Source organism: Streptomyces pratensis, from assembly GCF_016804005.1.
Classification (GTDB): domain Bacteria; phylum Actinomycetota; class Actinomycetes; order Streptomycetales; family Streptomycetaceae; genus Streptomyces; species Streptomyces pratensis_A.
On record NZ_CP051486.1, the window covers coordinates 1,554,504 to 1,577,979 of the forward strand.

Annotated in this window: 13 protein-coding genes; 6 read left to right on the forward strand and 7 right to left on the reverse strand. The window is 71.7% G+C overall.

Annotation, left to right across the window (positions count from 1 at the left end):
• Positions 1 to 18: 18 nt before the first annotated feature.
• From HED23_RS34940 to HED23_RS07015, 5 genes are all read right to left on the reverse strand, one after another.
• Positions 19 to 606, reverse strand: coding sequence for a hypothetical protein (locus HED23_RS34940; RefSeq protein WP_238441864.1), 588 nt, complete (start codon positions 604 to 606; stop codon positions 19 to 21).
• 123 nt (positions 607 to 729) lie between these two features.
• Complete coding sequence (gene glgB / locus HED23_RS07000) at positions 730 to 3,159, reverse strand: 1,4-alpha-glucan branching enzyme (protein WP_203182544.1); 2,430 nt, start codon at positions 3,157 to 3,159, stop codon at positions 730 to 732.
• A 43-nt stretch (positions 3,160 to 3,202) separates the two neighbouring features.
• A complete protein-coding gene (locus HED23_RS07005) occupies positions 3,203 to 4,645 on the reverse strand; it encodes a maltokinase N-terminal cap-like domain-containing protein (RefSeq protein ID WP_203182545.1) in 1,443 nt (480 codons plus the stop codon).
• Between the two features lie 251 nt (positions 4,646 to 4,896).
• Positions 4,897 to 6,603, reverse strand: a complete 1,707-nt coding sequence (gene treS, locus HED23_RS07010; RefSeq protein ID WP_203182546.1) for a maltose alpha-D-glucosyltransferase — start codon at positions 6,601 to 6,603, stop codon at positions 4,897 to 4,899.
• Positions 6,600 to 8,699: an alpha-1,4-glucan--maltose-1-phosphate maltosyltransferase gene (locus HED23_RS07015; protein WP_203182547.1), complete on the reverse strand. Its 2,100-nt coding sequence runs from the start codon at positions 8,697 to 8,699 to the stop codon at positions 6,600 to 6,602. Before HED23_RS07015 ends, treS begins: the two co-directional genes overlap by 4 nt.
• Before the next feature lie 710 nt (positions 8,700 to 9,409).
• Here HED23_RS07015 and glgP point away from each other — a divergent pair.
• A complete protein-coding gene (gene glgP, locus HED23_RS07020) occupies positions 9,410 to 12,106 on the forward strand; it encodes an alpha-glucan family phosphorylase (protein WP_203182548.1) in 2,697 nt (898 codons plus the stop codon).
• A gap of 187 nt (positions 12,107 to 12,293) precedes the next feature.
• Positions 12,294 to 14,105, forward strand: a complete 1,812-nt coding sequence (locus HED23_RS07025) for an ATP-binding SpoIIE family protein phosphatase (RefSeq protein WP_238441865.1) — start codon at positions 12,294 to 12,296, stop codon at positions 14,103 to 14,105.
• A gap of 96 nt (positions 14,106 to 14,201) precedes the next feature.
• On the opposite strand, the gene HED23_RS07030 is transcribed toward HED23_RS07025, so the two are convergent.
• Positions 14,202 to 16,250, reverse strand: a complete 2,049-nt coding sequence (locus HED23_RS07030; protein ID WP_203182550.1) for a M4 family metallopeptidase — start codon at positions 16,248 to 16,250, stop codon at positions 14,202 to 14,204.
• Positions 16,251 to 16,755: 505 nt separating this feature from the next.
• Positions 16,756 to 17,820, reverse strand: a complete 1,065-nt coding sequence (locus tag HED23_RS07035) for a heme/hemin ABC transporter substrate-binding protein (protein WP_203182551.1) — start codon at positions 17,818 to 17,820, stop codon at positions 16,756 to 16,758.
• Positions 17,821 to 17,994: 174 nt separating this feature from the next.
• Here HED23_RS07035 and HED23_RS07040 point away from each other — a divergent pair, with 174 nt between their 5' ends.
• The 4 genes from HED23_RS07040 (at position 17,995) to HED23_RS07055 (ending at position 23,424) form a co-directional block, all read left to right on the forward strand.
• The gene (locus tag HED23_RS07040) at positions 17,995 to 18,783 is read left to right on the forward strand and encodes a hypothetical protein (protein ID WP_238441866.1); all 789 of its coding nucleotides are present in this window, start codon (positions 17,995 to 17,997) and stop codon (positions 18,781 to 18,783) included.
• A 95-nt stretch (positions 18,784 to 18,878) separates the two neighbouring features.
• A complete protein-coding gene (locus tag HED23_RS07045) occupies positions 18,879 to 19,868 on the forward strand; it encodes an HtaA domain-containing protein (RefSeq protein ID WP_203182552.1) in 990 nt (329 codons plus the stop codon).
• A gap of 291 nt (positions 19,869 to 20,159) precedes the next feature.
• Positions 20,160 to 20,699, forward strand: coding sequence for a hypothetical protein (locus HED23_RS07050; protein WP_203182553.1), 540 nt, complete (start codon positions 20,160 to 20,162; stop codon positions 20,697 to 20,699).
• 88 nt (positions 20,700 to 20,787) lie between these two features.
• Positions 20,788 to 23,424 (forward strand): immunoglobulin I-set domain protein, encoded by a 2,637-nt coding sequence (locus tag HED23_RS07055; protein WP_203182554.1) that lies wholly within the window; start codon positions 20,788 to 20,790, stop codon positions 23,422 to 23,424.
• Positions 23,425 to 23,476: the final 52 nt, after the last annotated feature.

Below are 23,476 nucleotides of genomic sequence, written 5' to 3' on the forward strand. Positions count from 1 at the left end.
CGCCCTGTTCCTGCAAGCTCAAGTAGCCCGGCGGCGGGAGCGTGACGTCCGTGCGATCTCGATGTCGGACCGAAGGGTGCTGAGGCGGACGGGATCTCGCGAGTCGTCCAGCACCACCACATGCAGCTGATCGCCGACCTGGGGTGCCGGGACCTCTTCGGACCACCAGGAGGTGTGCTTCACCTGGTCGACGAAGCCGGCGACGGCGGCCCCAGCCACCTCGACCGATGAACCGACCGAGGCGACCGCGGTGACGACGGCGTCGGCCTCCTGGTCGTTCACCAGCTGCGTGGAGACCGGCGGGCCGGTGGGCCGCAGAGCAGCCGTGAGGACCGTCCCCCTCGTGAGTCCGGTGACCGGTCCTCCGGAGAGCGTGACGCGGGCCGTGTGGGGAGGGTCCAGGAACGGGACCTCACGGCCGTAGCACTCGATCTTCGTGGTGGTGAGGGTGGCGGCGGGCGCGGGCCCCAGGGTGGCGGTGGGGGAGAGGAAGAGCTGACCGGTCCGGACCACCCCGCTGAGGCACCGCACCACGCAAACGCCTCCGTGATCGTCCCCGTACTCGACTTCGTAGATCTGCAGCGTGCTGCCGACTTCGTGGCTCACGACGAGGGCCGGCGTAGGTGTGTGGTTGCTGATGCGCGCATGCACGAAAGGTAACGCCTCAGCGGAAGAGGGGCGGTGTGTCCGTCCTCGGAGGCACGGACACACCGCCCCTGTCCCGTTCCGTCAGGCCGGCCGCAGCCAGACCGTCGCCAATGGCGGGAGCGTCAGCGTGATGCTGGTGTCCCTGCCGTGGGCCGGTACCGCCTCCGGTTTCAGCGGCTCCTCGTTGCGCACGTCGCTGCCGCCGTACCGTGCCGCATCCGTGTTCAGGACCTCCACCCAGGCCTCCGGGCCGTCCGGAACGCCGATGCGGTAGTCGTGCCGCACGACGGGGGAGAAGTGCGAGACGGCGATCAGCGGCGATCCGTCCGCGTCGTACCGCACGAACGCGAACGCGTTGTCCTCCGCGGCGCCGCCGTCGATCCAGCTGAAGCCCTCGGGAGACGTGTCCCGCTGCCAGAGCGCGGGCAGCGCGCCGTACACCGCGTTGAGGTCCGTGACCAGGCTGCGCACGCCCCGGTGGTCTCCGGACGCCTCGTACGTCTCGTCGAGCAGCCACCAGTCCGGGCCGTGGCCCTCCGACCATTCGGCGCCCTGAGCGAACTCCTGCCCCATGAAGAGGAGTTGCTTGCCCGGGTGCGCCCACATGTAGCCGAGGTAGGCGCGGTGGTTCGCGCGCCGCTGCCACCAGTCGCCGGGCATCTTGGTGACCAGGGCCTGCTTGCCGTGCACCACCTCGTCGTGCGAGATCGGCAGCACGTAGTTCTCGCTGTACGCGTACACCATCGAGAAGGTCATCTCGTCGTGGTGGTACTTGCGGTGGACGGGCTCCTTGGACATGTACACCAGGGAGTCGTGCATCCAGCCCATGTTCCACTTCAGGCCGAAGCCCAGGCCGCCGTGGTCCGTGGCACGGGTGACGCCGTCCCAGGCGGTGGACTCCTCCGCCATCGTGACGACGCCGGGATTGCGCCGGTAGACCGTGGCGTTCATCTCCTGGAGGAAGGCGGCCGCGTCCAGGTTCTCCCGGCCGCCGAACTCGTTCGGCGACCACTGGCCGTCCTCGCGGGAGTAGTCGAGGTAGAGCATGGAGGCGACCGCGTCGACCCGTAGCCCGTCGATGTGGAACTCCTCGCACCAATAAGTGGCGTTGGAGACGAGGAAGTTACGGACCTCCTTGCGGCCGTAGTCGAACTCCAGGGTGCCCCAGTCCGGGTGCGCGGCCCGGTTCGGGTCCGAGTGCTCGTACAGCGGGCGGCCGTCGAACTCCGCGAGCGCCCAGTCGTCGCGGGGGAAGTGCGCCGGCACCCAGTCCATGAGGACGCCGATCCCCGCCGCGTGCAGTGAGTCGACCAGGAAGCGGAAGTCGTCCGGGGTGCCCATGCGGGACGTCGGCGCGAAGAAGCCGGTGACCTGGTAGCCCCAGGACCCCCCGAAGGGGTGCTCGGAGACCGGCATCAGCTCCACATGGGTGAAGCCGAGCTCCTTCACGTACGAGGGGAGCTGCGAGGCCAGCTGGCGGTAGGACAGGCCGGGGCGCCAGGAGGGCAGGTGGACCTCGTAGACGGAGAACGGGGCCTCGTGGACCGGGCGGTCGCCCCGGTGCGCCATCCAGTCCGCGTCCTGCCACTCGTGGTGCGACGCGGTGACCACCGAGGCGGTCGCGGGCGGCACCTCCGTACCGCGGGCCATCGGGTCCGCGCGCTGGGTGTGCGAGCCGTCGGGCCTGCTGATGTCGTACTTGTACACGGCGCCCTCGCCGACGCCGGGGAGGAACAGTTCCCACACGCCGGTGGAGCCGAGGGAGCGCATGGGGAAGGCCGTGCCGTCCCAGTAGTTGAAGTCGCCCGTGACACGGACCCCCCGGGCGTTCGGAGCCCAGACGGTGAAGCGGGTGCCGGCCACGCCCTGGTGCTCCACCGGCTGCGCCCCGAGCGCCTTCCAGAGCTCCTCGTGCCGGCCCTCGCCGATCAGGTGCAGATCCAGCTCGCCGATGGCGGGCAGGAATCGGTACGGGTCCTCCACCTCGATCGTGTCGTCGTCGTAGGCGACCCGCAGCCGGTACTCCCCGGGCACGGCGGGCAACGGCAGGACCCCGGAGAAGAAGCCGTCGCCGTCGCTCTGGAGTTCGGCGGGCTTTCCCTTGATCACCACCGCGACCGAGCGCGCGTACGGGCGCAGCGCCCGGAAGAGCACCCCGCCCGCGGCCGGGTGCGCGCCGAGGAGGTCGTGCGGCGCGTGGTGTTCACCGGCGAGCAGCCGGCCGCGGTCCGCGTCGTCGAGGGTGGCGGCGGGCAGCACGTTCTTGCTGCCTCCACCACGCCGGGGGCGGGGCGGGGTTCCGGTGGCCGCGGCGGCCGTCTTCCTGGCCCGGGCGCGCTTGACGGGCGGCGGTGGGGCGGACTCGGCAGGCGCGTCCCCGCCGGCGGCAGCGGTGGCGGGCGGCGTGGCGGGCGCCGCGGCGGGGGCGGTGACCTCGGTGGTCACCGGCTTGGCCGTGGGCGGCACCTCGATGGGTTCGGACGACTTGCGGGACGGCTTGCGGGCGGTCACAGAGACTGCCTCCTCGGAAGGTGGGTGACGGGGGAGCGGGGGGTCATGCGGGAGTGGCGGCCAGGCGCTGGATGGCGGCCATGGGGACCGGCAGCCAGTCGGGACGGTGCCGGGCCTCGTACAGCACCTCGTACACCGCCTTGTCGGTCTCGTGGGCGCGCAGCAGCTCCGGTTCGGCGCGTGGGTCGGAGCCCGCCGCGCGGGCGTAGCCCTCGCAGTACGCGGCACGGCAGCGGGCCGCCCATTCTGGGTTCCACGGGTGGTGCGAGCGGGCCGCGTAGTCGAAGGAGCGGAGCATTCCCGCGACATCGCGCACGGTGGGCTGCGGGCTGCGCCGCTCCGGAAGCGGCTTGGCCGGCTCGCCCTCGAAGTCGATCAGCGACCAGAAGCCGTCGTCCCCCCGCAGGGTCTGTCCGAGGTGCAGGTCCCCGTGGACCCGCTGTGCCGCCCAGCCGTGCCCCGTTACCCCGAGCGCCGCGACGGCGTCGAAGGCGGTGCGCAGCCCCGGTACGTACGGGACGAGTGCCGGTACCGCCTGGGCGGCGGCCTCCAGACGCTCCACCATGCCGGCCACCAGGTCCCTGGTCCGGTCGTGCGCCAGGGGCGGCGTCGGCAGTGCCGAGGCGAGCGCCGTGTGCACCTCGGCGGTGGCCCGTCCCAGCGCGTGCGCCTCGGGGACGAAGTCGCGTCCGGCGGCCAGGGCGGCGAGCGCGAGCTGCCAGCCGTCCTGCGCACCGCGCAGGAACGGCTGCAGCACGCCGAGCGTGAGCGGCTCCGGGCTCGTCGTCGCCTCGAACCAGGCCACCGGGGCGGGTACCCGGCCGCAGCCTTCGCGGCCGAGCGCCAGCGGCAGTTCGAGGTCAGGGTTGGTCCCGGGGAAGACGCGGCGGAAGATCTTCAGGATGAGCGCGTCCCCGTAGACGAGCGATGAGTTGGACTGCTCGGTGTCCAGGAAGCGCGGGGTGAGGCCGGGCGGGACGGGTTCCGCCCGGTCGAAGCGGAGCGGGCCGAGGGATCCGGGGTTACGGAATCGTTCCAGCAGGAGATCGGCGACGCGCGGATCGTGCAGCCCCTCGTACAGGGTGCGGCCGGCCAGCGGACCGTCCGTGACCTGGCCGATGCGCGCGTCGGCGAGGACCGGGGGCAGCGTGGTCCTTACACCCAGCAGGAGCTGGTAGCAGTCCCCCTGGGCGTGGGTGGAGCGGCTGCTCGGCTGGTGGACGCGGACGAGCAGGTGCAGCAGCCCGGGACCCGTGCCCGCGCCGTCCAGAGGCAGTATCTCGGTGGCGGCGACGAGGGAGAAGCCGGTGACGGGCTGCCCCTTGCCGGCGAACCACCGCTGACGGGGCACCCACTCGTGCAGCAGCGGGGCGAGCGACGGCAGCAGCGCCGTGGTGCCCGTGGCGCTCGTAGTATGTCTTCTTGTCGTCTTTCTCGATGTTGTGCTCTTCGCCAGGGCGACTCGAGTGGATGCAGCCTCCGACATGGCATCGCGTCCTTTCCCCGGGCACACCACAGGATGCGAAGAGTGTCCCGGATTGCGGCAATGGCTGTCCGGCTGTGCGGGACGTGTCGGGAGAGGAAAAGTCCGTACGGACTCGATCGATGGGCCACGAAGAGCCCGAAGGAGCCCGAAGAGCTCGATATGGGGGGAGAGTGCCCCGTGCGGGGCGGTGGAAACCGCCCCGCTGGTGGCGCCCCGGAGCTGAGGCGCCGTCAGCTGTCCGTCGCCGGAGGTCAGCCGACCGGAGCGTCCTTCCGGAGCCGGAACCAGTAGAAGCCGTGCCCCGCGAGTGTCAGGAGGTAGGGCCACTGTCCGACGGCGGGGAAGCGCACCCCGCCGATCAGCTCCACCGGATGACGCCCGTCGAAGGCCCTCAGATCGAGCTCGGTCGGCTGCGCGAACCGTGAGAAGTTGTGGACGCAGAGCACGAGATCGTCCTTGTACTCGCGGGTGAAGGCGAGCACCGCGGGGTTCGACGACGGCAGTTCACTGTAGGAGCCGAGGCCGAAAGCCGGATTCTGCTTGCGGATCTCGATCATCCGCCGCGTCCAGTGCAGCAGCGACGACGGCGACGCCATCGACGCCTCGACGTTGGTGACCTGGTAGCCGTAGACCGGGTCCATGATCGTGGGCAGGTAGAGCCGCCCGGGATCGCTGGACGAGAAGCCGGCGTTGCGGTCGGGCGTCCACTGCATCGGGGTGCGCACGGCGTCCCGGTCGCCCAGCCAGATGTTGTCGCCCATCCCGATCTCGTCCCCGTAGTAGAGGATCGGGGAACCGGGCAGGGACAGCAGCAGCGCCGTGAACAGCTCGATCTGGTTGCGGTCGTTGTCCAGGAGCGGCGCGAGGCGCCGGCGGATGCCGATGTTGGCGCGCATCCGCGGGTCCTTGGCGTACTCCGCGTACATGTAGTCGCGCTCTTCGTCCGTGACCATCTCGAGCGTGAGCTCGTCGTGGTTGCGCAGGAAGATGCCCCACTGGCAGCCCGACGGGATCTCCGGGGTCTTCGCCAGGATCTCCGAGACCGGGTAGCGGCTCTCACGGCGTACGGCCATGAAGATCCGGGGCATCACCGGGAAGTGGAACGCCATGTGGCACTCGTCGCCGCCGGCGGTGTAGTCGCCGAAGTAGTCGACCACGTCCTCCGGCCACTGGTTGGCCTCGGCCAGCAGCACGGTGTCCGGGTAGTTGGCGTCGATCTCCTTGCGGACCCGCTTGAGGAAGTCGTGGGTCTCGGGGAGGTTCTCGCAGTTGGTGTTCTCGCGCTGGTAGAGGTAGGGCACGGCGTCGACCCGGAAGCCGTCGATGCCGAGGTCCAGCCAGAAGCGCAGGGCGGAGATGATCTCCTCCTGCACCGCCGGGTTCTCGTAGTTGAGATCCGGCTGGTGCGAGAAGAACCGGTGCCAGTAGTACTGCTTGCGGACCGGGTCGAAGGTCCAGTTGGACGTCTCCGTGTCGACGAAGATGATCCGCGCGTCCGGGAACTGCTTGTCGTCGTCGGCCCAGACGTAGTAGTCGCCGTACGGACCGTCGGGGTCGGTGCGGGACTGCTGGAACCAGTCGTGCTGGTCGCTCGTGTGGTTCATGACGAAGTCGATGATCACGCGCATGCCGCGCTGGTGCGCGGCGTCGACGAACTCCACGAAGTCGGCGAGGTCGCCGAACTCCGGGAGCACGGCGGTGTAGTCGGAGACGTCGTAACCACCGTCGCGCAGCGGTGACTTGAAGAACGGCGGCAGCCACAGGCAGTCGACGCCCAGCCACTGCAGGTAGTCCAGCTTGGCGGTGAGGCCCTTGAGGTCCCCGACGCCGTCCCCGTTCGAGTCCTGGAAGGACCGGACGAGTACCTCGTAGAAGACGGCGCGCTTGAACCAGTCGGGATCGCGGTCCTTGGCGGGAGTGTCCTCGAACAGGTCGTGGACGGGCTCATTGACGATCATGGTGTGGGTGACCCTCCGGTCGGCGGGGACGGTCGCAGGACCACGATGTGCGCGGGCTTCACGCCCGGCTCCAGACGCACATAGAAGGACCTGCCCCAGTGATAGGTGTCGCCGGTGAGCTCGTCGCGCACCGGCACGCTCTCGTGCCAGTCGAGGCCGAGACGCGGCATGTCCAACGAGACCGTGGCCTCCTGGGTGTGGTGAGGGTCGAGGTTGACGACCACCAGAACGATGTCCGAACCGGAGCGCTTGCTGTATGCGATCAGCGCCTCGTTGTCGACCGAGTGGAAGTGGACGTCGCGCAGTTGCTGGAGCGCCGGATGGCGACGTCGGATCCGGTTGAGGGAGGTGATCAGGGGGGCGAGCGAGCGGCCCTCACGTTCCGCCGATTCCCAGTCCCTGGGCCTGAGTTGGTACTTCTCGGAGTTCTGGTACTCCTCGCTCCCGGGACGCACCGGGGTGTTCTCGCACAGCTCGAAGCCCGCGTACACGCCCCAGGAGGGGGACAGCGTCGCGGCCAGCACGGCCCGGGCCTCGAAGGCGGGACGGCCGCCCTCCTGGAGGTAACCGGGAAGAATGTCGGGCGTGTTCACGAAGAAGTTGGGCCGCATGTACGAGGAACTCTCGCCCGAGAGCTCGGTCACGTACTCGGTGAGTTCCTGCTTCGTGTTACGCCAGGTGAAGTACGTGTACGACTGCTGGAAGCCGACCGCGGCCAGTGTCCGCATCATCGCGGGGCGGGTGAAGGCCTCCGCCAGGAAGATCACGTCCGGGTCCGTGCGGTTGATGTCGGCGATCACCTTCTCCCAGAAGACCACCGGCTTGGTGTGCGGATTGTCGACCCGGAAGATCCGTACGCCGTGCTCCATCCAGAACCGCAGGATGCGCACGGTCTCCGTGACGATCCCGCGCAGGTCCTTGTCGAACGCGATCGGGTAGATGTCCTGGTACTTCTTGGGTGGATTCTCGGCGTACGCGATGGACCCGTCGAGGCGGTGGTGGAACCACTCCGGATGCTCACTCACCCAGGGGTGGTCCGGGGAGCACTGGAGGGCGAAGTCCAGCGCGATCTCCATCCGCAGCGTGCGGGCCGTCGCCACGAAGTGGTCGAAGTCGTCGAGCGTGCCGAGATCCGGATGGACGGCGTCGTGGCCGCCCTCGGCCGAACCGATCGCCCAGGGCACGCCCGGGTCGTCCGCCCCTGGAGTGAGGCTGTTGTCCGGGCCCTTGCGGTGGGTGGTGCCGATGGGGTGGACCGGCGGGAGGTAGACGACGTCGAATCCCATCGCGGCGACGGCGGGCAGCCGCTCGGCGGCGGTCCGGAAGGTGCCGCTGACGGTCCTGGTGGAAGGCTGTGGGATCTCCGCCGTGACCGCGGGGCTCTTCTTCCGTGTGGTGGCGGCGGCGGTCTTCGTCGCCTTGGCCGCGCGCGGTTTCCGCGCGGGCTCAGGGGGAGCCACCGGCTCCTGCCCCGCACCCTCGGAGCGCGGGAACAGCTCGTACCAGGAGCCGTACAGGGCGCGCCGGCGTTCGACGGTCAGCGGCAGCGGCCGGGACGCGGTGACCAGTTCGCGCAGGGGGTGGCGGCCGAGCGCCTCGTCCACCTCGGGGGTCAGCGCCGCCGCGAGCCTGGAGCCCGCAGGGCGGCTCGTGTCACGCAGCGCGTCGACGGCGGCGAGCACGGCCTCGCGACCGTCCTTCTTGGGTACGCCCTCGGCGGCGCGGGCGTACAGCTCGGCCCCCTCGTCGAGGACGAGGGCGGTGTCGATGCCCGCCGGGATCTTGATCTGCGCGTGTGCGCGCCAAGTGGTGACGGGGTCGCTCCACGCCTCGACGGTGTACGTCCAGGCACCCTCGGAGCCGGGGGTGACATCGGCGCCCCAGCGGTCCGTGCCGGGAGCGAGTTCGCGCATCGGCGTCCAGGGGCCGGGCCGTCCGTTCGCGTCGTACAGGACGACGTTGGCGGCCACGGCGTCGTGGCCTTCGCGGAAGACGGTGGCGCTGACCTCGAAGGTCTCGCCCGCGACGGCTTTGGCGGGCCGTCTGCCGCAGTCGACGAGCGGACGGACGTCCAGGACGGGAATGCGACCGATCATGGAATCACCTGGGGGTCGGAGCTCGGGATGCACGGCGTGCGACGTGGGCGTGAAGGGCTGACCGCGCGCGCCGCGATGGTGGGGTTGCGTCCTTTGTAGCTGCTCGGTCGTCTGCTGGCGGGCTGTGGGCATGGCCGCTCCTGTCCGCGTTCACTCGAATGGCACTCGAATGGCAGGTGCGCGGGCGGTTCGGGCTCGGACCGGGGGCACCTGGGATGTGCAGCGCGGGAGTGTTACCGGGGGAGCCTTCCCGTCGATTCCGGGAAGCCAACCCGGCGGCGTGTTAACTCCTGGGTGCAACCGGTGCACGCGCTCCGGGCCGCGTGCCGGTCCCCCGGCCGTCACGCGGGCACCTCCGCAGCCTTCCCTGTGGTGCGGGGTGCCACAAGTCCGCGTGAGGAGGGGAAATCAGCCATATCGCCCGTGACAGAAGGGCATGTAACTGGCGCATCTGGCCCATGTGGCGGCAGGGGCCAGGGGTGCGCGCGGGGCCCTGGTGACCGGGGTGGCCCAGGAGCCGGCACGGGGAGGGCGCGCACGGTGCGGTGCGGGGAAAGCGGGCGGGCGGACCGTGCCGCGCCGGACCCACTGAGCCGGTCGCGCGCCGTGGCTGCGGACGGCAGCGCACCACTACCGTCGAGGGTGACGGAGAGGGCGCCCACCGTCGTGCGTCCCCTCGGATCGGTACGTCCCCTGTAAAGGTGGGATACGTGAAGGCCATTCGTCGATTCACCGTGCGTCCCGTCCTCCCCGAACCCCTTCGACCGCTCAGCGACCTCGCCCGCAACCTGCGCTGGTCCTGGCACACCGAGACCCAACAGCTCTTCCGGGCGGCCGACCCTGAGGGCTGGCGGCCCGCGGACGCCGACCCCGTGCGTCTGCTCGGCGCCGTCTCCGCGGCACGCCTCACCGAGCTGGCTGGTGACCAGCACTTCCTGCGCCGGCTCACGGAGGTGTCCGAGGACCTCCGGGACTACCTCGGCGGCCCGAGGTGGTACCAGGACCAGCTCGGCCAGGGCGTGGAGCTCCCTGAGGCCGTCGCCTACTTCTCACCCGAATTCGGGGTCACCGCCGCCCTGCCCCAGTACTCGGGCGGGCTGGGCATCCTGGCCGGTGACCACCTGAAGGCCGCCAGCGATCTGGGCGTGCCGCTCATCGGCGTCGGCCTGCTCTACCGGCACGGATACTTCCGCCAGAGCCTGTCCCGGGACGGCTGGCAACAGGAGCACTACCCCGTCCTGGACCCCAACGAGCTGCCGCTCACGCTCCTGCGGGAGCCCGACGGCACCCCCAGCAGGGTGGTGCTCGCCCTGCCCGGCGGCCGCTCGCTGTACGCCTCCGTCTGGCAGGCCCAGGTCGGGCGCGTCCCGCTGCTGCTCCTCGACTCCGACGTCGAGGAGAACGCACCGGGGGAACGCGATGTCACCGACCGGCTCTACGGCGGCGGCAGCGACCACCGGCTGCTTCAGGAGATGCTGCTCGGCATCGGCGGTGTGCGCGCCGTTCGCACCTATTGCAGGCTGACCGGGCACCCCGCCCCCGAGGTGTTCCACACCAACGAGGGGCACGCCGGATTCCTCGGCCTGGAGAGGATCAGGGAACTCTCCGACACCGGGCTGGACTTCGACGCCGCGCTGGAGGTCGTGCGGGCCGGGGCCGTCTTCACCACGCACACCCCGGTCCCCGCCGGGATAGACCGTTTCGACCGCCAGCTCGTGGCCCGTCACTTCGGCGACGACGGCGAGCTGCCGGGCGTCGGCGTCGAGAGGATCCTGCGCCTCGGGATGGAGACGTACGACGGTGGCGAGCCCGGCCTCTTCAACATGGCGGTGATGGGGCTGCGGCTCGCGCAGCGTGCCAACGGGGTCTCCACCCTGCACGGAGCCGTCAGCCGGGAGATGTTCTCCGGGCTGTGGCCGGGATTCGACCCCTCCGAGGTGCCGATCACCTCCGTGACCAACGGGGTGCACGCCCCGACCTGGGTAGCTCCCGAGGTTCTGCGCCTCGGAGCCGGGACCTCCGGGGCCGGGCGGGCCGCGAACGCCCCCGCCGGAACCCGAGCCGGAGCCGGAACCGGGGTGGGCCGCGGGGCCGGGGGCGACGACGGGACGGCGGACGCCCCGGGACGCTGGGACGCGCTGGCCGCCGTCCCCGACCGGGAGATCTGGGACCTGCGCCGGGGGCTGCGCGAACAGCTCGTCACCGAGGTGCGCAAGCGGCTCCACGCGTCCTGGCGCGGACGCGGCGCGGGCACCGCCGAACTGGGCTGGATCGACGGTGTGCTCGACCCGGACGTGCTGACCATCGGCTTCGCCCGCCGGGTGCCCTCGTACAAGCGGCTGACCCTCATGCTGCACGACCGTGACCGGCTGCGGGAGCTGCTGCTCCACCCGACGCACCCGATCCAGATCGTCGTCGCGGGGAAGGCGCACCCCGCCGACGACGGCGGCAAACGGCTGGTCCAGGAGCTGGTGCGCTTCTCGGACGACCCGCGGGTGCGCCACCGCATCGTCTTCCTGCCGGACTACGGCATGGGGATGGCGCAGAAGCTCTACCCCGGCTGCGACGTCTGGCTCAACAACCCGCTGCGTCCCCTGGAGGCCTGCGGCACCAGTGGGATGAAGGCAGCGCTCAACGGCTGCCTGAACCTCTCGGTTCGCGACGGCTGGTGGGACGAGTGGTTCGAGCCCGACTTCGGCTGGGCGATCCCCACCGCCGACGGCTCCGCCACCGACGAGGAGCGGCGCGACGAGCTGGAGGCGAACGCCCTCTACGCGCTGATCGAGGACCGGGTCGCCCCCCGATTCTACGACCGCAACGCGGACGACCTTCCCGAGCGGTGGATCGAGATGGTCCGCCGCACCCTGGTCACCCTCGGCCCGAAGGTCCTCGCGGGCCGCATGGTGCGTGAGTACGTCGAAAGGCTCTACTCTCCCGCCGCGCAGTCCCGCAGGGCCCTGGAGCCCGAGGCGGCCCGCGCGCTCGCCTCCTGGAAGGCCGGGATCCGTGCGGCCTGGCCGCAGGTGGCGGTCGACCACGTGGAGGCGACCGCCGACACGGTCGTCGGCGGCTCCGCCGAGCTGGGGTCCACCCTGGCGCTGCGGGTCCGCATCGCCCTGGGCGGCCTCGACCCCGAGGACGTGGAGGTGCAGGTGGTCGCGGGGCGGGTCGACTCCGGGGACGGGATCGCGGACGCCCGGACGTTCCCGCTGAAGCCGGCCGGCGGTCACGACCTGGAGGGCCGCTGGCTGTACGAGGGCCCGCTCGCCCTCGACCGTACGGGTCCCTACGGCTACACCGTGCGTGTCCTGCCCTCGCATCCCCTGCTCGCCTCGGGCGCGGAACTCGGCCTGGTCGCCGTGCCGAACGCCTCCACGGGCGACGGCGGCGGGGTGCTCCTGCGCTGACCTCCTCGCCAGTCGTGGGCCCGGCGTGCCTCTGCGCCGGGCCCACGCATGCGCGCAGTGGTCCGCCGGAAACCGGCAGGGGTGTTTTCGCCCTGATCTCGCTAACATGACAGCCCTGCCGAGGTGGCCCCGCAGCCGCCTATGTGACAGCGAGGCGTCCCACAGGGCGCGAGTGGAGGTCAGCACGGTGAACGGCGGCGGAGGCCGAGCGAGACGCCTGACCCGTCGGCTGGCCGCGCAGAACGGCACCTCCCGGCAGCTGCACGTCCGCAGGCCGGCATCCGCCGGTCCGCCGAGGAGTGAGCGCTTCACCACGGCGGGCAGGATGCGCTGGCTCAACGAGGCGAGCACCCGGATCGGCACCACACTCGACCTGGAGCGGACGGCCGAGGAACTGGCCGCGTACAGCGTTCCGCGACTGGCCGACGCCGCCGCGGTCGACCTGCTGGAGTCCGTGCTGCGCGGCGAGGAGGGCGAGCGCGTCACCGGCGCTGCGGTGCCCGTCACCCGCGCCATGGCCGTGCGGGCCATCGACGCGCTCGACGAGCTCGAACCCGCCCCGGTGGGGGAGGTGGTCGACCGCCGGGAGCGCCGCGAGACACTGCTGACCACCGAGTGCCTGCGCAACGGCCGTCCCGTGCTGGTCGGCCGGATGACGCCGGAGGACTACGAGCGCGTCGCGCCGACACCGAGCGCAGCGGAGGCCATGCGCCGGCAGGGCGTCCACAGCTACATGGCCGTGCCGCTGACCGCCCGCGGTGTCCTGCTGGGCTCCGCCGACTTCGTGCGCGCCGGCGGCAGCCCGCCCTTCAACCGTGCCGATCTGGAGCTGGCCTCCCAACTCGCCTCCATGGCAGCCGTTTTCATAGACAACGCCCGTCTCTACGGGCGTGAGCGCGAGCATGTCGTCTCGCTCCAGCGGTCCCTGCTCCCGCGCGCCACGCCGCACACCCCCGGCCTGCGGGTGCACGCCCACTACGCGCCGGCCGTCGACGCGCACGGGGTGGGCGGCGACTGGTACGACGTGGTGTCGCTCCCCAGCGGGCGTACGGCTCTGGTCGTCGGCGACGTCACCGGCCACGGCCTGCCCGCCGCCGCCACGATGGGCCGGCTGCGGACCGTCGCCCGTACGCTCATGATGCTGGACATCGCCCCCGACCGGCTGCTGGCCCGGCTCGACCAGGCCACCCGCGACCTGGAGGACGACCAGGTCGCCACATGCCTGTGCGCTGTCTACGATCCGGCGGACTCCAGTTACACGATCGCGAGCGCCGGTCACCCGCCGCCGCTGCTGGTGGACCCGGACGGGACCGCCCGCTATCCCGACGTGCCGGTCGGGGCGCCGCTGGGCGCCGGGGTCATCCCCTACGACCCGCTGCGACTGCGCGGCCCGGTGGGCGGCCGACTGGTGTTCTACACCGACGGCCTGATCAAGACACGCACCGACGACGTGGACGTACAGCTGGAAGGGCTGCGCGCCTCCGTGACGGCGATGGCGCCCGAGCAGCTCGACGCGGGCGGGCCGCTCACCTCGCCCAGACAGGACGACGGCCGGTTCGACGAGGCGGTGATGCTGGTCGCGGGGGGCCACGAGCTGCCCCCCGACGTGTGGTTGCGGGAGTGGGACCTGCCCACGGGCGGCAACCCGGCCTCCGCCGCGCGCAAGCTGGTCAGGGAACAGCTCGCGCGGTGGGACCTGGCCGAACTCGCCGACGTGACCGAGCTGGTGGTCAGCGAACTGGTGGGCAACGCCCTGCGTTACGGCGGCGGCCCCGGCCGGCTCCGGCTGCTGCGCGACGAGCGGCTCCAGGTGGAGCTGGCCGACACCGGGCCCGACCTCCCGCAGATCCAGCACGCCGGTGACAGCGACGAGGGGGGCCGTGGGCTCCAGCTCATCAACCTGCTGTGCCGCCGGTGGGGTTCGTGCCGCACGGCGACCGGGAAGATCGTCTGGGCCGAGCAGACCATCCCCGGCCGGGGCGCGGACTCCCCGGCATGACACGCGGGACGGCCCCGGGTCGCGCTCCCGGGGCCGTCCGGCTGACTACTCGTACGCGTTCCGTGGCGACGCCTGTTCAGCGTCCCGTCACGGGCTTCAGAAGGTGAGCTTGACGCTGTTGAAGGTCCCGGTGTCACCCGAGTAGGCGTCCTGCACCCTGAGGTTCCATGTGCCGTTGGCCACCTCGGAGGAGGCGTTGACCGTGTAGGTCGCCACCACGTTGTCCGCGGAGTCGCTCGACGAGGAGTTCTTCAGGCGGTACGCCGTCCCGTCCGGGGCGACCAGGTCGATGACGAGGTCACCGCGGTAGGTGTGGCTGATGTTGACCGCCACCGACAGGTCGCTGGGAGCGTTGCCGGTGACCCCGCTGACGACGACCGGGATGTTGGTGGTGCTCCGGTCGGCGAGGGCCTTGACGGTCGTGTTCTGGAAGACCGTGCCGCCCGGGTCGGGGTCGGTGCCGCCGCCGGGGCGGGAGCCCACCGCGATGCCGGCCCAGGCGTGGGCGACCGCGGCGTACTCGGTGCTCGTGGTGCCGTACAGCTCACCGGCCACGGCGAGGGTGCCGGTGCGGGCCGCCGCGTAGTTCGTGGTGGAGGTGAACTTCGTGGTGAGCGCCTTGAACCAGATCTGCAGCGCCTTGTCCCGGCCGATGCCGGTCACCGGAAGGCCGTCGGAGGTCGGGGAGTTGTAGGAGACCCCGTTGACGGTCTTGGCCCCGCTGCCCTCGGAGAGCAGGTAGAAGAAGTGGTTCGCCGGGCCCGAGGAGTAGTGGACGTCGACCGAGCCGATGCCCGAGTACCAGTAGTCCTTGGAGGCGCCGTCCTGGCTCGGCTTGTCCATGTAACGGAGCGGCGTGCCGTCGCCGTTGATGTCGATCTTCTCGCCGACCAGGTAGTCGCCCGGGTCCTGGGCGGTGTCGGAGTAGAACTCCACGCCCGCGGCGAAGATGTCCGAGGTGGCCTCGTTGAGACCGCCGGACTCACCGCTGTAGACGAGACCGGCGGTGTTGGAGGTGACGCCGTGCGTCATCTCGTGGGCCGCCACGTCCAGGGAGGTCAGGGGCTTGGCGTTGCCGCTGCCGTCGCCGTAGGTCATGCAGAAGCAGCTGTCGGACCAGAAGGCGTTGACGTAGTTGTTGCCGTAGTGGACGCGGGAGTACGCGCCGACGCCGTCGCCCCTGATGCCGCTGCGCCCCATGACGTTCTTGAAGAAGTCCCAGGTCTCCGCGGCGCCGTAGTGCGCGTCGGCCCCGGCGGTCTCCAGGTTCGACGGAAGGCCGTTGCCCCAGACGTCGTCGGCTCCGGAGAACAGCGTCCCCGTCCCGGACGTACCGCGGTTGAGGTTGTACGTCTTGTGGTTGCCGCGCGCGGCGTCCGTCAGGTTGTACGAGCCCGCGGAGCCGGAGGTGCCCAGGGTCACCGTGCCGTTGTACTGGGTGTTCCCGGTTCCGTTCTCGATGCCCTGCCACTCGTACAGCTTGGCGCCGGACGAGGCGTCCGTGATGACGTGCAGCTCGTTCGGGGTGCCGTCGTGCTGGAGGCCGCCGACCACGGTCTCGTACGCGAGCTGCGGGGTGCCGCCGGCCGCCCAGACGACCTTCCGAGGGGCCTTGCTCGCCTCGGTGCTCTTCGAGCCCTCGGCCCGGGCCGCGGTGAGCGCCTGCTTCTCGGCGGTTGCCGGTGCGACGTCCGCGACGGTGCCGACCGCCTTCAACTGCGCGCCGGTCGCCTTGGACGCCTTGGTCATGCCCTCGGTCGCGCCCGACTTCGACTCGGCCACGACCAGGTCGCCGCCGAGGACGGGGAGACCGCCGAGGGTGCGCTCGTAGCGGGTGTGCGTGGTGCCGTCGACGTCCTTGACGACGTCGCGGACCACGAGCTTCTCCGTGGCGCCGAGCCCGAGCTCCTCGGCGGTCGCCGCCTTGGTCGCGTTGGCCTCCTGGAGCAGCTCGGCACGCTGGGCGGGGGAGAGCGTCGCGGGGAGCGCGCCGGGGTCGGCGCCCTTCACCGCGGCGGCGGGGGCCGCGGACGCGCCCTCGGGGGCGGCCGTTGCGGTACCGCCCTGCATTCCGACGGCGAGGAGAGCTGCTGCGGCTATCAGAGCGCCGGTCGCGGTGGCACGGCGGCTGTGCGTGGGTCTCACGCGGACTCCTTCTGCGAGGGGGGCTACGGCCGCCTGAGTGAGCGGCCGGGCAAGCAGGCGGTGCGTGGAACGGGGGAAGAGTGCCAGCCGGAGTGTGCGCGTGTCAGGACCGCGTCAACACAATGGCCGGAAGTCGTCCGTTGCCGGAAATGCCATGTTCGTTAACCGGACGTTTCGCCGTGTGTCATCCGAGCGGCGCGGAGGGCGGGCCGAGGGGCTGTGAGGCCTTACGTCCCAGGGTGGGTTGAGATTTCGTTCGAATATGCGATGTTCGAACGGCGGAGCGTGGGGCGGCCGGTGACCACGTGCTGAGACGGCGCGGAACTGTGGCCAGTTCCGCGCCGTCCTTTGGGGCCTGTCATCGGCTTCCGGGGTCCGGTGGGCACGGGCCCCGCTCCGGGTGGGCGTACTCCGGCGACTCCCGGCGTACGCCGCCCTCCTGGGGGTGCGGGCCGGCGCTCGATCGCCGCGGCCCCTCGCGCCTTCGGGGGTGTCGCCGTTTTGGTCAGGTGCTGTGGAGCCGGTCGACGAGGATGTCGATGACCAGCGGCGTGCGCGGGCCGAAGCTGAGCAGGACGCCGTCCTCCAGGTCGACGACCCGGCGGTTCATTCCGGCGGGGGTCTGGGCGATGCCCGGGATCTCCGCCAGTCCGTCGACCCCGCCCACGGAATCCAGGCCCTTGGTCATCATCAGGATGGCGTCCGGCCGTGCTGCGACGAGTCCCTCGCTGGTGATCGGGGTGAAGGGTCTGTCCAGCCCCGACCCGACGCCCGCGTCCACCGCGCCGGCCGCCTCGACCAGGGAGTCCGCGCCGGACCCCTTGCCGCCGAGGAGGTAGACGGCGGCGCTGCCGCGCATGTAGAGGAAGGCGACCCGGGGGCGGCTTCCCTCGGGCACGGCCGACCTGGCGTCCGCGATCTCCTTCTGTATGCGCGTGTTGAGTGCCTTGCCCGCCGAGGGGATGCCCAGGGCCTCGGCGACCCGGGTCGTCCGGGTGGTGACGTCCGAGAGCCGTGTGGCGGGGTCGAGCACCACGACAGGGACGCCCGCGTCGCGGATCTGGCCGATGGCCTCGCTCGGACCGGTGTCGGTGTCGGCGAACACCACCGTGGGGCGGAGGGAGAGCACGCTCTCCGCGCCGACGTCGTGCGCCTTGGTCACCAGGGGGAGTTCCTTCGCCTCCTCGAAGGTGGCGGTGATGTCGCGGCCCACGACCCGGTCGCCGAGGCCGAGGGTGAAGACGATCTCGGCGATGCCGCCGTTGAGCGGCAGGATGCGCGAGGTGTCCTCGACCGTGACCCTGCGCCCGTCGGAGGATTCCACGGTGACCGGCAACCGCGGTGCGGGCGGCTCGCCTTCCAGGGGTACGACGGTGTTCTCGGCGAGCCGGTCCGCCGCCTCGGCGGCGCGCTCGCTCGCCGACGCCGGCGCTGCGGTCCCGGGCCCGGTACCGCCGGACCCGCTTCCGCAGGCCCCCGTCAGCAGGGCGAGAGCAAGGCCGACGACCACGGCCCCGTGGCGTCGCGACAGGGACAGTGGGGGCCGTGGGGGTCTCCCGGATACGCGCATGGCTCGACCGCTCCTCTCCTGGGCGCCCGGCACCCGTCTCCCGGTACACCGCGTCTGGCCCCCCGATCGCAACTAGCTTAGGTTAGGCTTCCCTTCGTTAACTACCGTGGGGTGGGGACATTGAGTTGGTCGTCCGGTGTGCATACGGGACGGGGCGTACGATTCGCCGCCGTCATGGTGGGTTCGGTCGCGCTGCTGCTGCCCGGGGCGTCGCCCGCGGTGGCCGCGGGCGCTTCCGCGACGGGCCCCGAGGGGCAGAAGCTCACGGTCTCCAAGGCGGCAGGTCTCGCCGAGGCCGGCGAGACCGTGACCGTGACGGGCTCCGGTTACAACGTGGAGAAGGGCGTCTACGTCGCCTTCTGCGTGGACAACGGAGCCGGCAGGACGCCGACGCCCTGCGTCGGCGGCGTGGACATGGCGGGTGAGTCCGGGGCTTCCGTCTGGGTCTCCTCCAACCCTCCGTCGTACGGGGAGGGGCTCGCCGAGCCTTACGGCGGCAGCGGGCACAAGGGCACGTTCAGTGTGCAGCTCAAGGTGCGGGCCAAGGACGCCAACACCGACTGCGCGAAGTCCGGGGTGACATGTTCCGTCATCACCCGCAACGACCACACGCGCGGCGGTGATCAGAGTCAGACCGTCCGCATCCCCGTGAAGTTCGGCGACGGCGCGGGTGCGTCGGACGGTGCCGCCGTCGGGGCGACCCCGAGTGCGCCGGCCGGTGCCGGTGCGACCGGATCGAGCACGTCCGGATCCGGTTCCACCGGTGGAACGGACGCGGGTGCCGGGTCGGGCGACGGGGTGAAGACGCCGAAGGGCCCGCTGGCGAGCACCGGTTCAGGTCTCACGCTCCCGCTCGGCCTGACCGCGGCCGGCCTGGTCGTGGCCGGCGCCGGCGCATGGTTCGTGGCGCAGAGGCGCCGCCGCGACGGACGGACGCCCGGGCCGGGCGTGAACCCGGCGTGAACCGGGCCGTCCTGGCGTGAATCAGGGCCTGGCCCGGCGTGCATCAGGCCTGACCGACACAGCGTCGTATCCCGGAGGGGAATGTGAACGTGGAGATGGTGACCAGGAGACGGCGTGCCACGCGATCGGGCACGGCCGTACTGGCCGGTGGTGTCCTGCTCGCCCTGCTCCAGCCGGGTACGGCTGCCGCCGGGCAGGACCCGCTGCCGGACGAGGTGTCCGGCGGCTACGCGAGCTGGGCGGTGGCGTCCGCCGGACTCGCGGACCACGGGGTGTCCCTGGAGGTGGAGGAGCCCGCCGTAAGGGGGGCCGCGGACCGCGCGTGGTTCCCCGCGGAAGAGGGCGGGGCTGACCTCGGGACCGGTGACGCCGAGGTCGGCCTGGCCGGAACGGCACGGCTCACCGGCTCCACGGACCCGGCCGCAGCCCCCCTGGACCTCACCGGCCTGCGGTTGCGCATCGATGACGGGGAGGGCGCCCTGTACGTCCGCACCGGGCAGGACGGCGCGGAAGCGGGCGTGGCGTTGGCCGGTCTGCGGGCCGACGGCGCCGAACACGTCGTACGGGCAGGCGGGATGACCTGGAGCGGCCTGCGGGCCTCGCTCACGGCCGACGGCGCGCGGCTGCTTTCCGACTGGAGCGGGCGTCCGTTCACCGAGGGGGACGCCCTCGGCCGGATCGACGTGACGCTCGGAACCGGCGGCGCGGTGCCCGGTGCGCCCGGAGAGCCGGACGGGGTGTCACCGTCCCAGCCCCCGACGGACGGTGCGACCCCGGCCCCGGACCCGGGTCAGGAGGCCGGGGGCGCGGAGCCTGCGGCCCCGACCGCGTCGGTCGGGCAGTCGGACGTGGCGGCCGGGGCCGAACAGAGCGTCGTCGGCGAAGGGTTCGAGCCAGGGGAGGTGGTGCTCGTCGCCATCGACGACGACACCCGCTACCAGGCGGTGGCAGACGGTTCGGGCCGCGTCTCCCGGGCCTTCCCCGTGTACGCCACCGCGACCGAGGGCTCGCACACGGCCGAGCTGTACTCGGTGTCCGGAGACCGTCGCGCTGCCGTCGGATTCCACGTGCGGCCCGTGGGCTGACGCGGTCGGGCCGGGACCGCCCGGTGAACTCAGTGGGAGCGGGTCGCGGGTGCGGTCCGCTCCCAGACGTGTGCCGAAATCGCCAACTCGGCTGCTGAAAGGGCTTTTCAGCGCTTCTTTGCCAGTCATTGACAGTCGCCCGCAACATGTACTTAGGTTTGCCTTACCTAAGCAAGAACGGGTGAGTGGGCCGGCCGGCCACCCCGACCGGTGACGGGTCGTACCCGCGCCGGCGGCCCGTCCGTGCTCCCGACAGTTCAGACCTGACTCCTGGAAAGGTGCTCTGCCGACATGAGAGCTGTTCCGTCCTCCCGTACCGCCGCCCGCGCCGGTCTCGCCGTCCTCGCCTCCGCCGCCCTGACGCTCGGCCTGGCCTCCTCCGCCTCTGCCGCGACCTCGACCCGCACGGTCACCGAGGGCACCACCACCTACAACCTGTCGCTCGCGGCCCCGGACAGCGCCACCGCGTCCGGCCAGGTCATCACGGTCACGGGCTCCGGCTACAACACGGGCCAGGGCGTCTACGTCGGCCTGTGCGCGGTCGACGGCACCCAGGGTGCGAACAAGCCCACCCCCTGCCTCGGTGGTCAGGACGAGAGCGGGGCCACCGGTGCCTCGCACTGGGTCAACAACACCTTCGGAGGGCTGTTCGCCAACAGCTCCAAGTTCGGTACCGGCGGCACCTTCAGCGTGCAGATCTTCGTCAAGGCCACCCTCGACGACGGCCGTGTCTGCGGCGAGGACGTCGACTGCGCAGTGGTGACCCGCGCCGACCACCTCGACAGCAGCGACCGCAAGTACGACGTCCACGTCCCGATCGCCTTCCAGTAACCACCTGCCGGGCCGGGCTCCGCGTCGCCGGGGCCCGGCTTCCGCCGTACCGGGGTGCCGGGCGCATCCGACAAGTGAGGAACACTTCATGGCAGACGACACGTCGGCCCGGCGAAGGCCGGACCGCGCGGGCAGACCCCGCCCCGGACGCCCGGCGTCATTCCTGACCGCGGCCGCGCTGCTCGCCGCCGGTCTCGCGACGGGGCCGTCGGCGCAGGCCGCGGACGCCCCGAAGACGGCGATCGGCAAGGACGGCCAGCGGCTCACGGTGTCCGCGTCCGCGCACCTCGACCCGGCAGGCGACATTATCCGTGTCACGGGCGAGGGCTACGACTCGGCCAAGGGCGTCTACATCGCCTTCTGCAAGGACAACGGGGACAACCGCATCCCCTCTCCCTGCCTGGGCGGCGCCGACATGACGGGAGGCGGCGGTTCGTCGCAGTGGATCGTCCCCCGGGGTGATGTCTACGAGGGCGATCTGGCCAAGCCCTACGGCGACGGTGGCAGCTTCGACGTCGAGATCGACGTCGAGCAGCGGGGAGACGGGCTCGACTGCACCAGGGTCACCTGCGCCGTCGTCACACGTGTCGACCACCGCGGCAGCGGCGACCGCTCCCAGGACGTCCGTATCCCCGTCACCTTCGAGGGTCAGGACACCGGTGGCGGCGACGGCGGGGGAGACGGGGTCGACGTGCCCGCCGGCACCGTCAGCTACCGGCAGACCGCGGAGTTCACCGGCGCCGGCAAGCCGTTGGACCTCCTGCTGCACCCCGATTCGGGGAAGCTGTACGTCGGCGCGGACAACATCGCCGACACCTCGGACGTGAACGAACAGGGCCTGTACGCCCTGGACGCGTCCGACGGCACGGTCCGCAGCGTGGTCACCCAGGCGCCCGGCTCCAACGGGGCGCTCGCCTCCCGCAAGGTCGCGCAGATCGTCGCGCCCCTCGCCGGGGACGGCGTCGTCTTCCACTACCCCCTGCGGGGTATCGGCACCGCCGAGGACGGTGACGAGGCCGCGAAGGGCGTCTGGCTCACCGGCTCCACCGTCACCGGTACCGGCGCGGGCACCGAGGCCGCCACCGTCCTGGTCCAGCAGGGCGCGGCCCTCAGCGAGATCGAGACCGCGACCGGTGCGGTCCGGCGGACACTCACCCTCGGCGGAGGCTCCGAGCTCGGGGTGGACGGCGCCCGGGACACCGCCTGGTCGGGCTGGTCCGGGGGCCTGCTGAGCCGTGTGGACACCAAATCCTTCGCCGTGACCGCGACGGCCCAGCTGCCGGCCGAGATGCTCTGGTTCGTCACCCCCGACCCCGCGACCGGGAACGTCTGGGTGGGCAGCGGGAACGACGTCCTCGTCTTCGACCGGGACGCCGAGGCGCTCGCCACCATCGAAGGGCCCGAACGGGCCGTGGACGTCGCCTTCGACACCGGCACCGGCCGTGCGTTCGTCGTCTGGCAGGACAGCGGCGACACCAGCAACGGCGGCGACAACGACAGTTCGCTCGGGATCTACGACACCACGACGTACGAGGAGGCCGCCGAGCCGGCCCCGCTGCCCGGCAGCCCGGGACAGACCGGCCAGGCCACCGTGGCGGTCGCCCCGGGCGGGACCACCGTCTACGTCGCCAACCCGGCCGCGAGCAAGATCACCAAGCTCGACCGCCGGATGTCCCCGAAGGTCACCCAGGCCCCCACGGACCAGTCGGTCGCGCCGGATACCCGGGTCGTCCTCGTCGCCGCTGCCGAGGGCGCCCCCGAACCCACGGTCCGCTGGCAGGTCAGCGCGGACGGGGCCCAGACCTGGAAGGACGTCGAGGGGGCGACGGCCGGCAGGTACGCCTTCACCGCGAAGGCGGCGCACGACGGATACCTCTACCGCGCCGAGTTCACCAACGCGACGGGCACCACCCGCACCGCCCCCGTCACCCTCACCGTCACCACGCCCGGCGGCGGCACACCGGGCGGCGGCGGGGGCGCCGGCCCCTCGGAGCCGTCCGGCACGAAGACCGTCACGGGCCCCGAACAGCAGAAGCTCACCGTCACCCCGGTCAACGACCTGGCCACCGAGGGGCAGAAGCTGAAGGTGACCGGCTCCGGCTACGACGAGGACAAGGGCATCTACGTCGCCCTGTGCGTCGACAACGGCGAGGGCGAACTGCCCAGCCCGTGCGTCGGCGGCGTCGACATGACCGGCAAGGCACACACGTCGGCCTGGGTCTCCTCGAATCCGCCCGACTACGGCAAGGACCTGGCCGTCCCCTACACGGCGGGCGGCTCCTTCGACGTCGAACTCACCGTGGACGCCAAGGACGAATTCACCGACTGCTTCGTCTCCACCTGCGCCCTGGTCACGCGGGCCGACCACACCCTGTCCGGCGACCGCTCCCAGGACGTGAAGGTCCCGGTCGCGTTCGTCGGCCAGGACCCGGTGGACACGGACGGTGGCACCGGGGGCACCGACGGAGGCACCGACGGAGGCGCCGACGGGGGCACGGACGGCGGTTCCACCGGTGGCTCCACCGGCGGTACGTCGGGCACGTCCGGCTCGGGGTCCGTCTCCGGTGGTACGGCAGCGGCCGCTTCGCCCTCGGGCGGCAGCCTCGCCTCGACCGGAGCCACCGTCGTGTCCGTCGCCGCGGTGGCCGCGCTGCTCATGGCGGCGGGATGGTTCGCCTACCGCAGGACGGGCGGACGCCGGGACACGGCCGGTCCGGCCGTCTGACGCGCGATCTGCCGCAGGTCACGAGGACGAGGGCTCCCCGCACGCCGCGGGG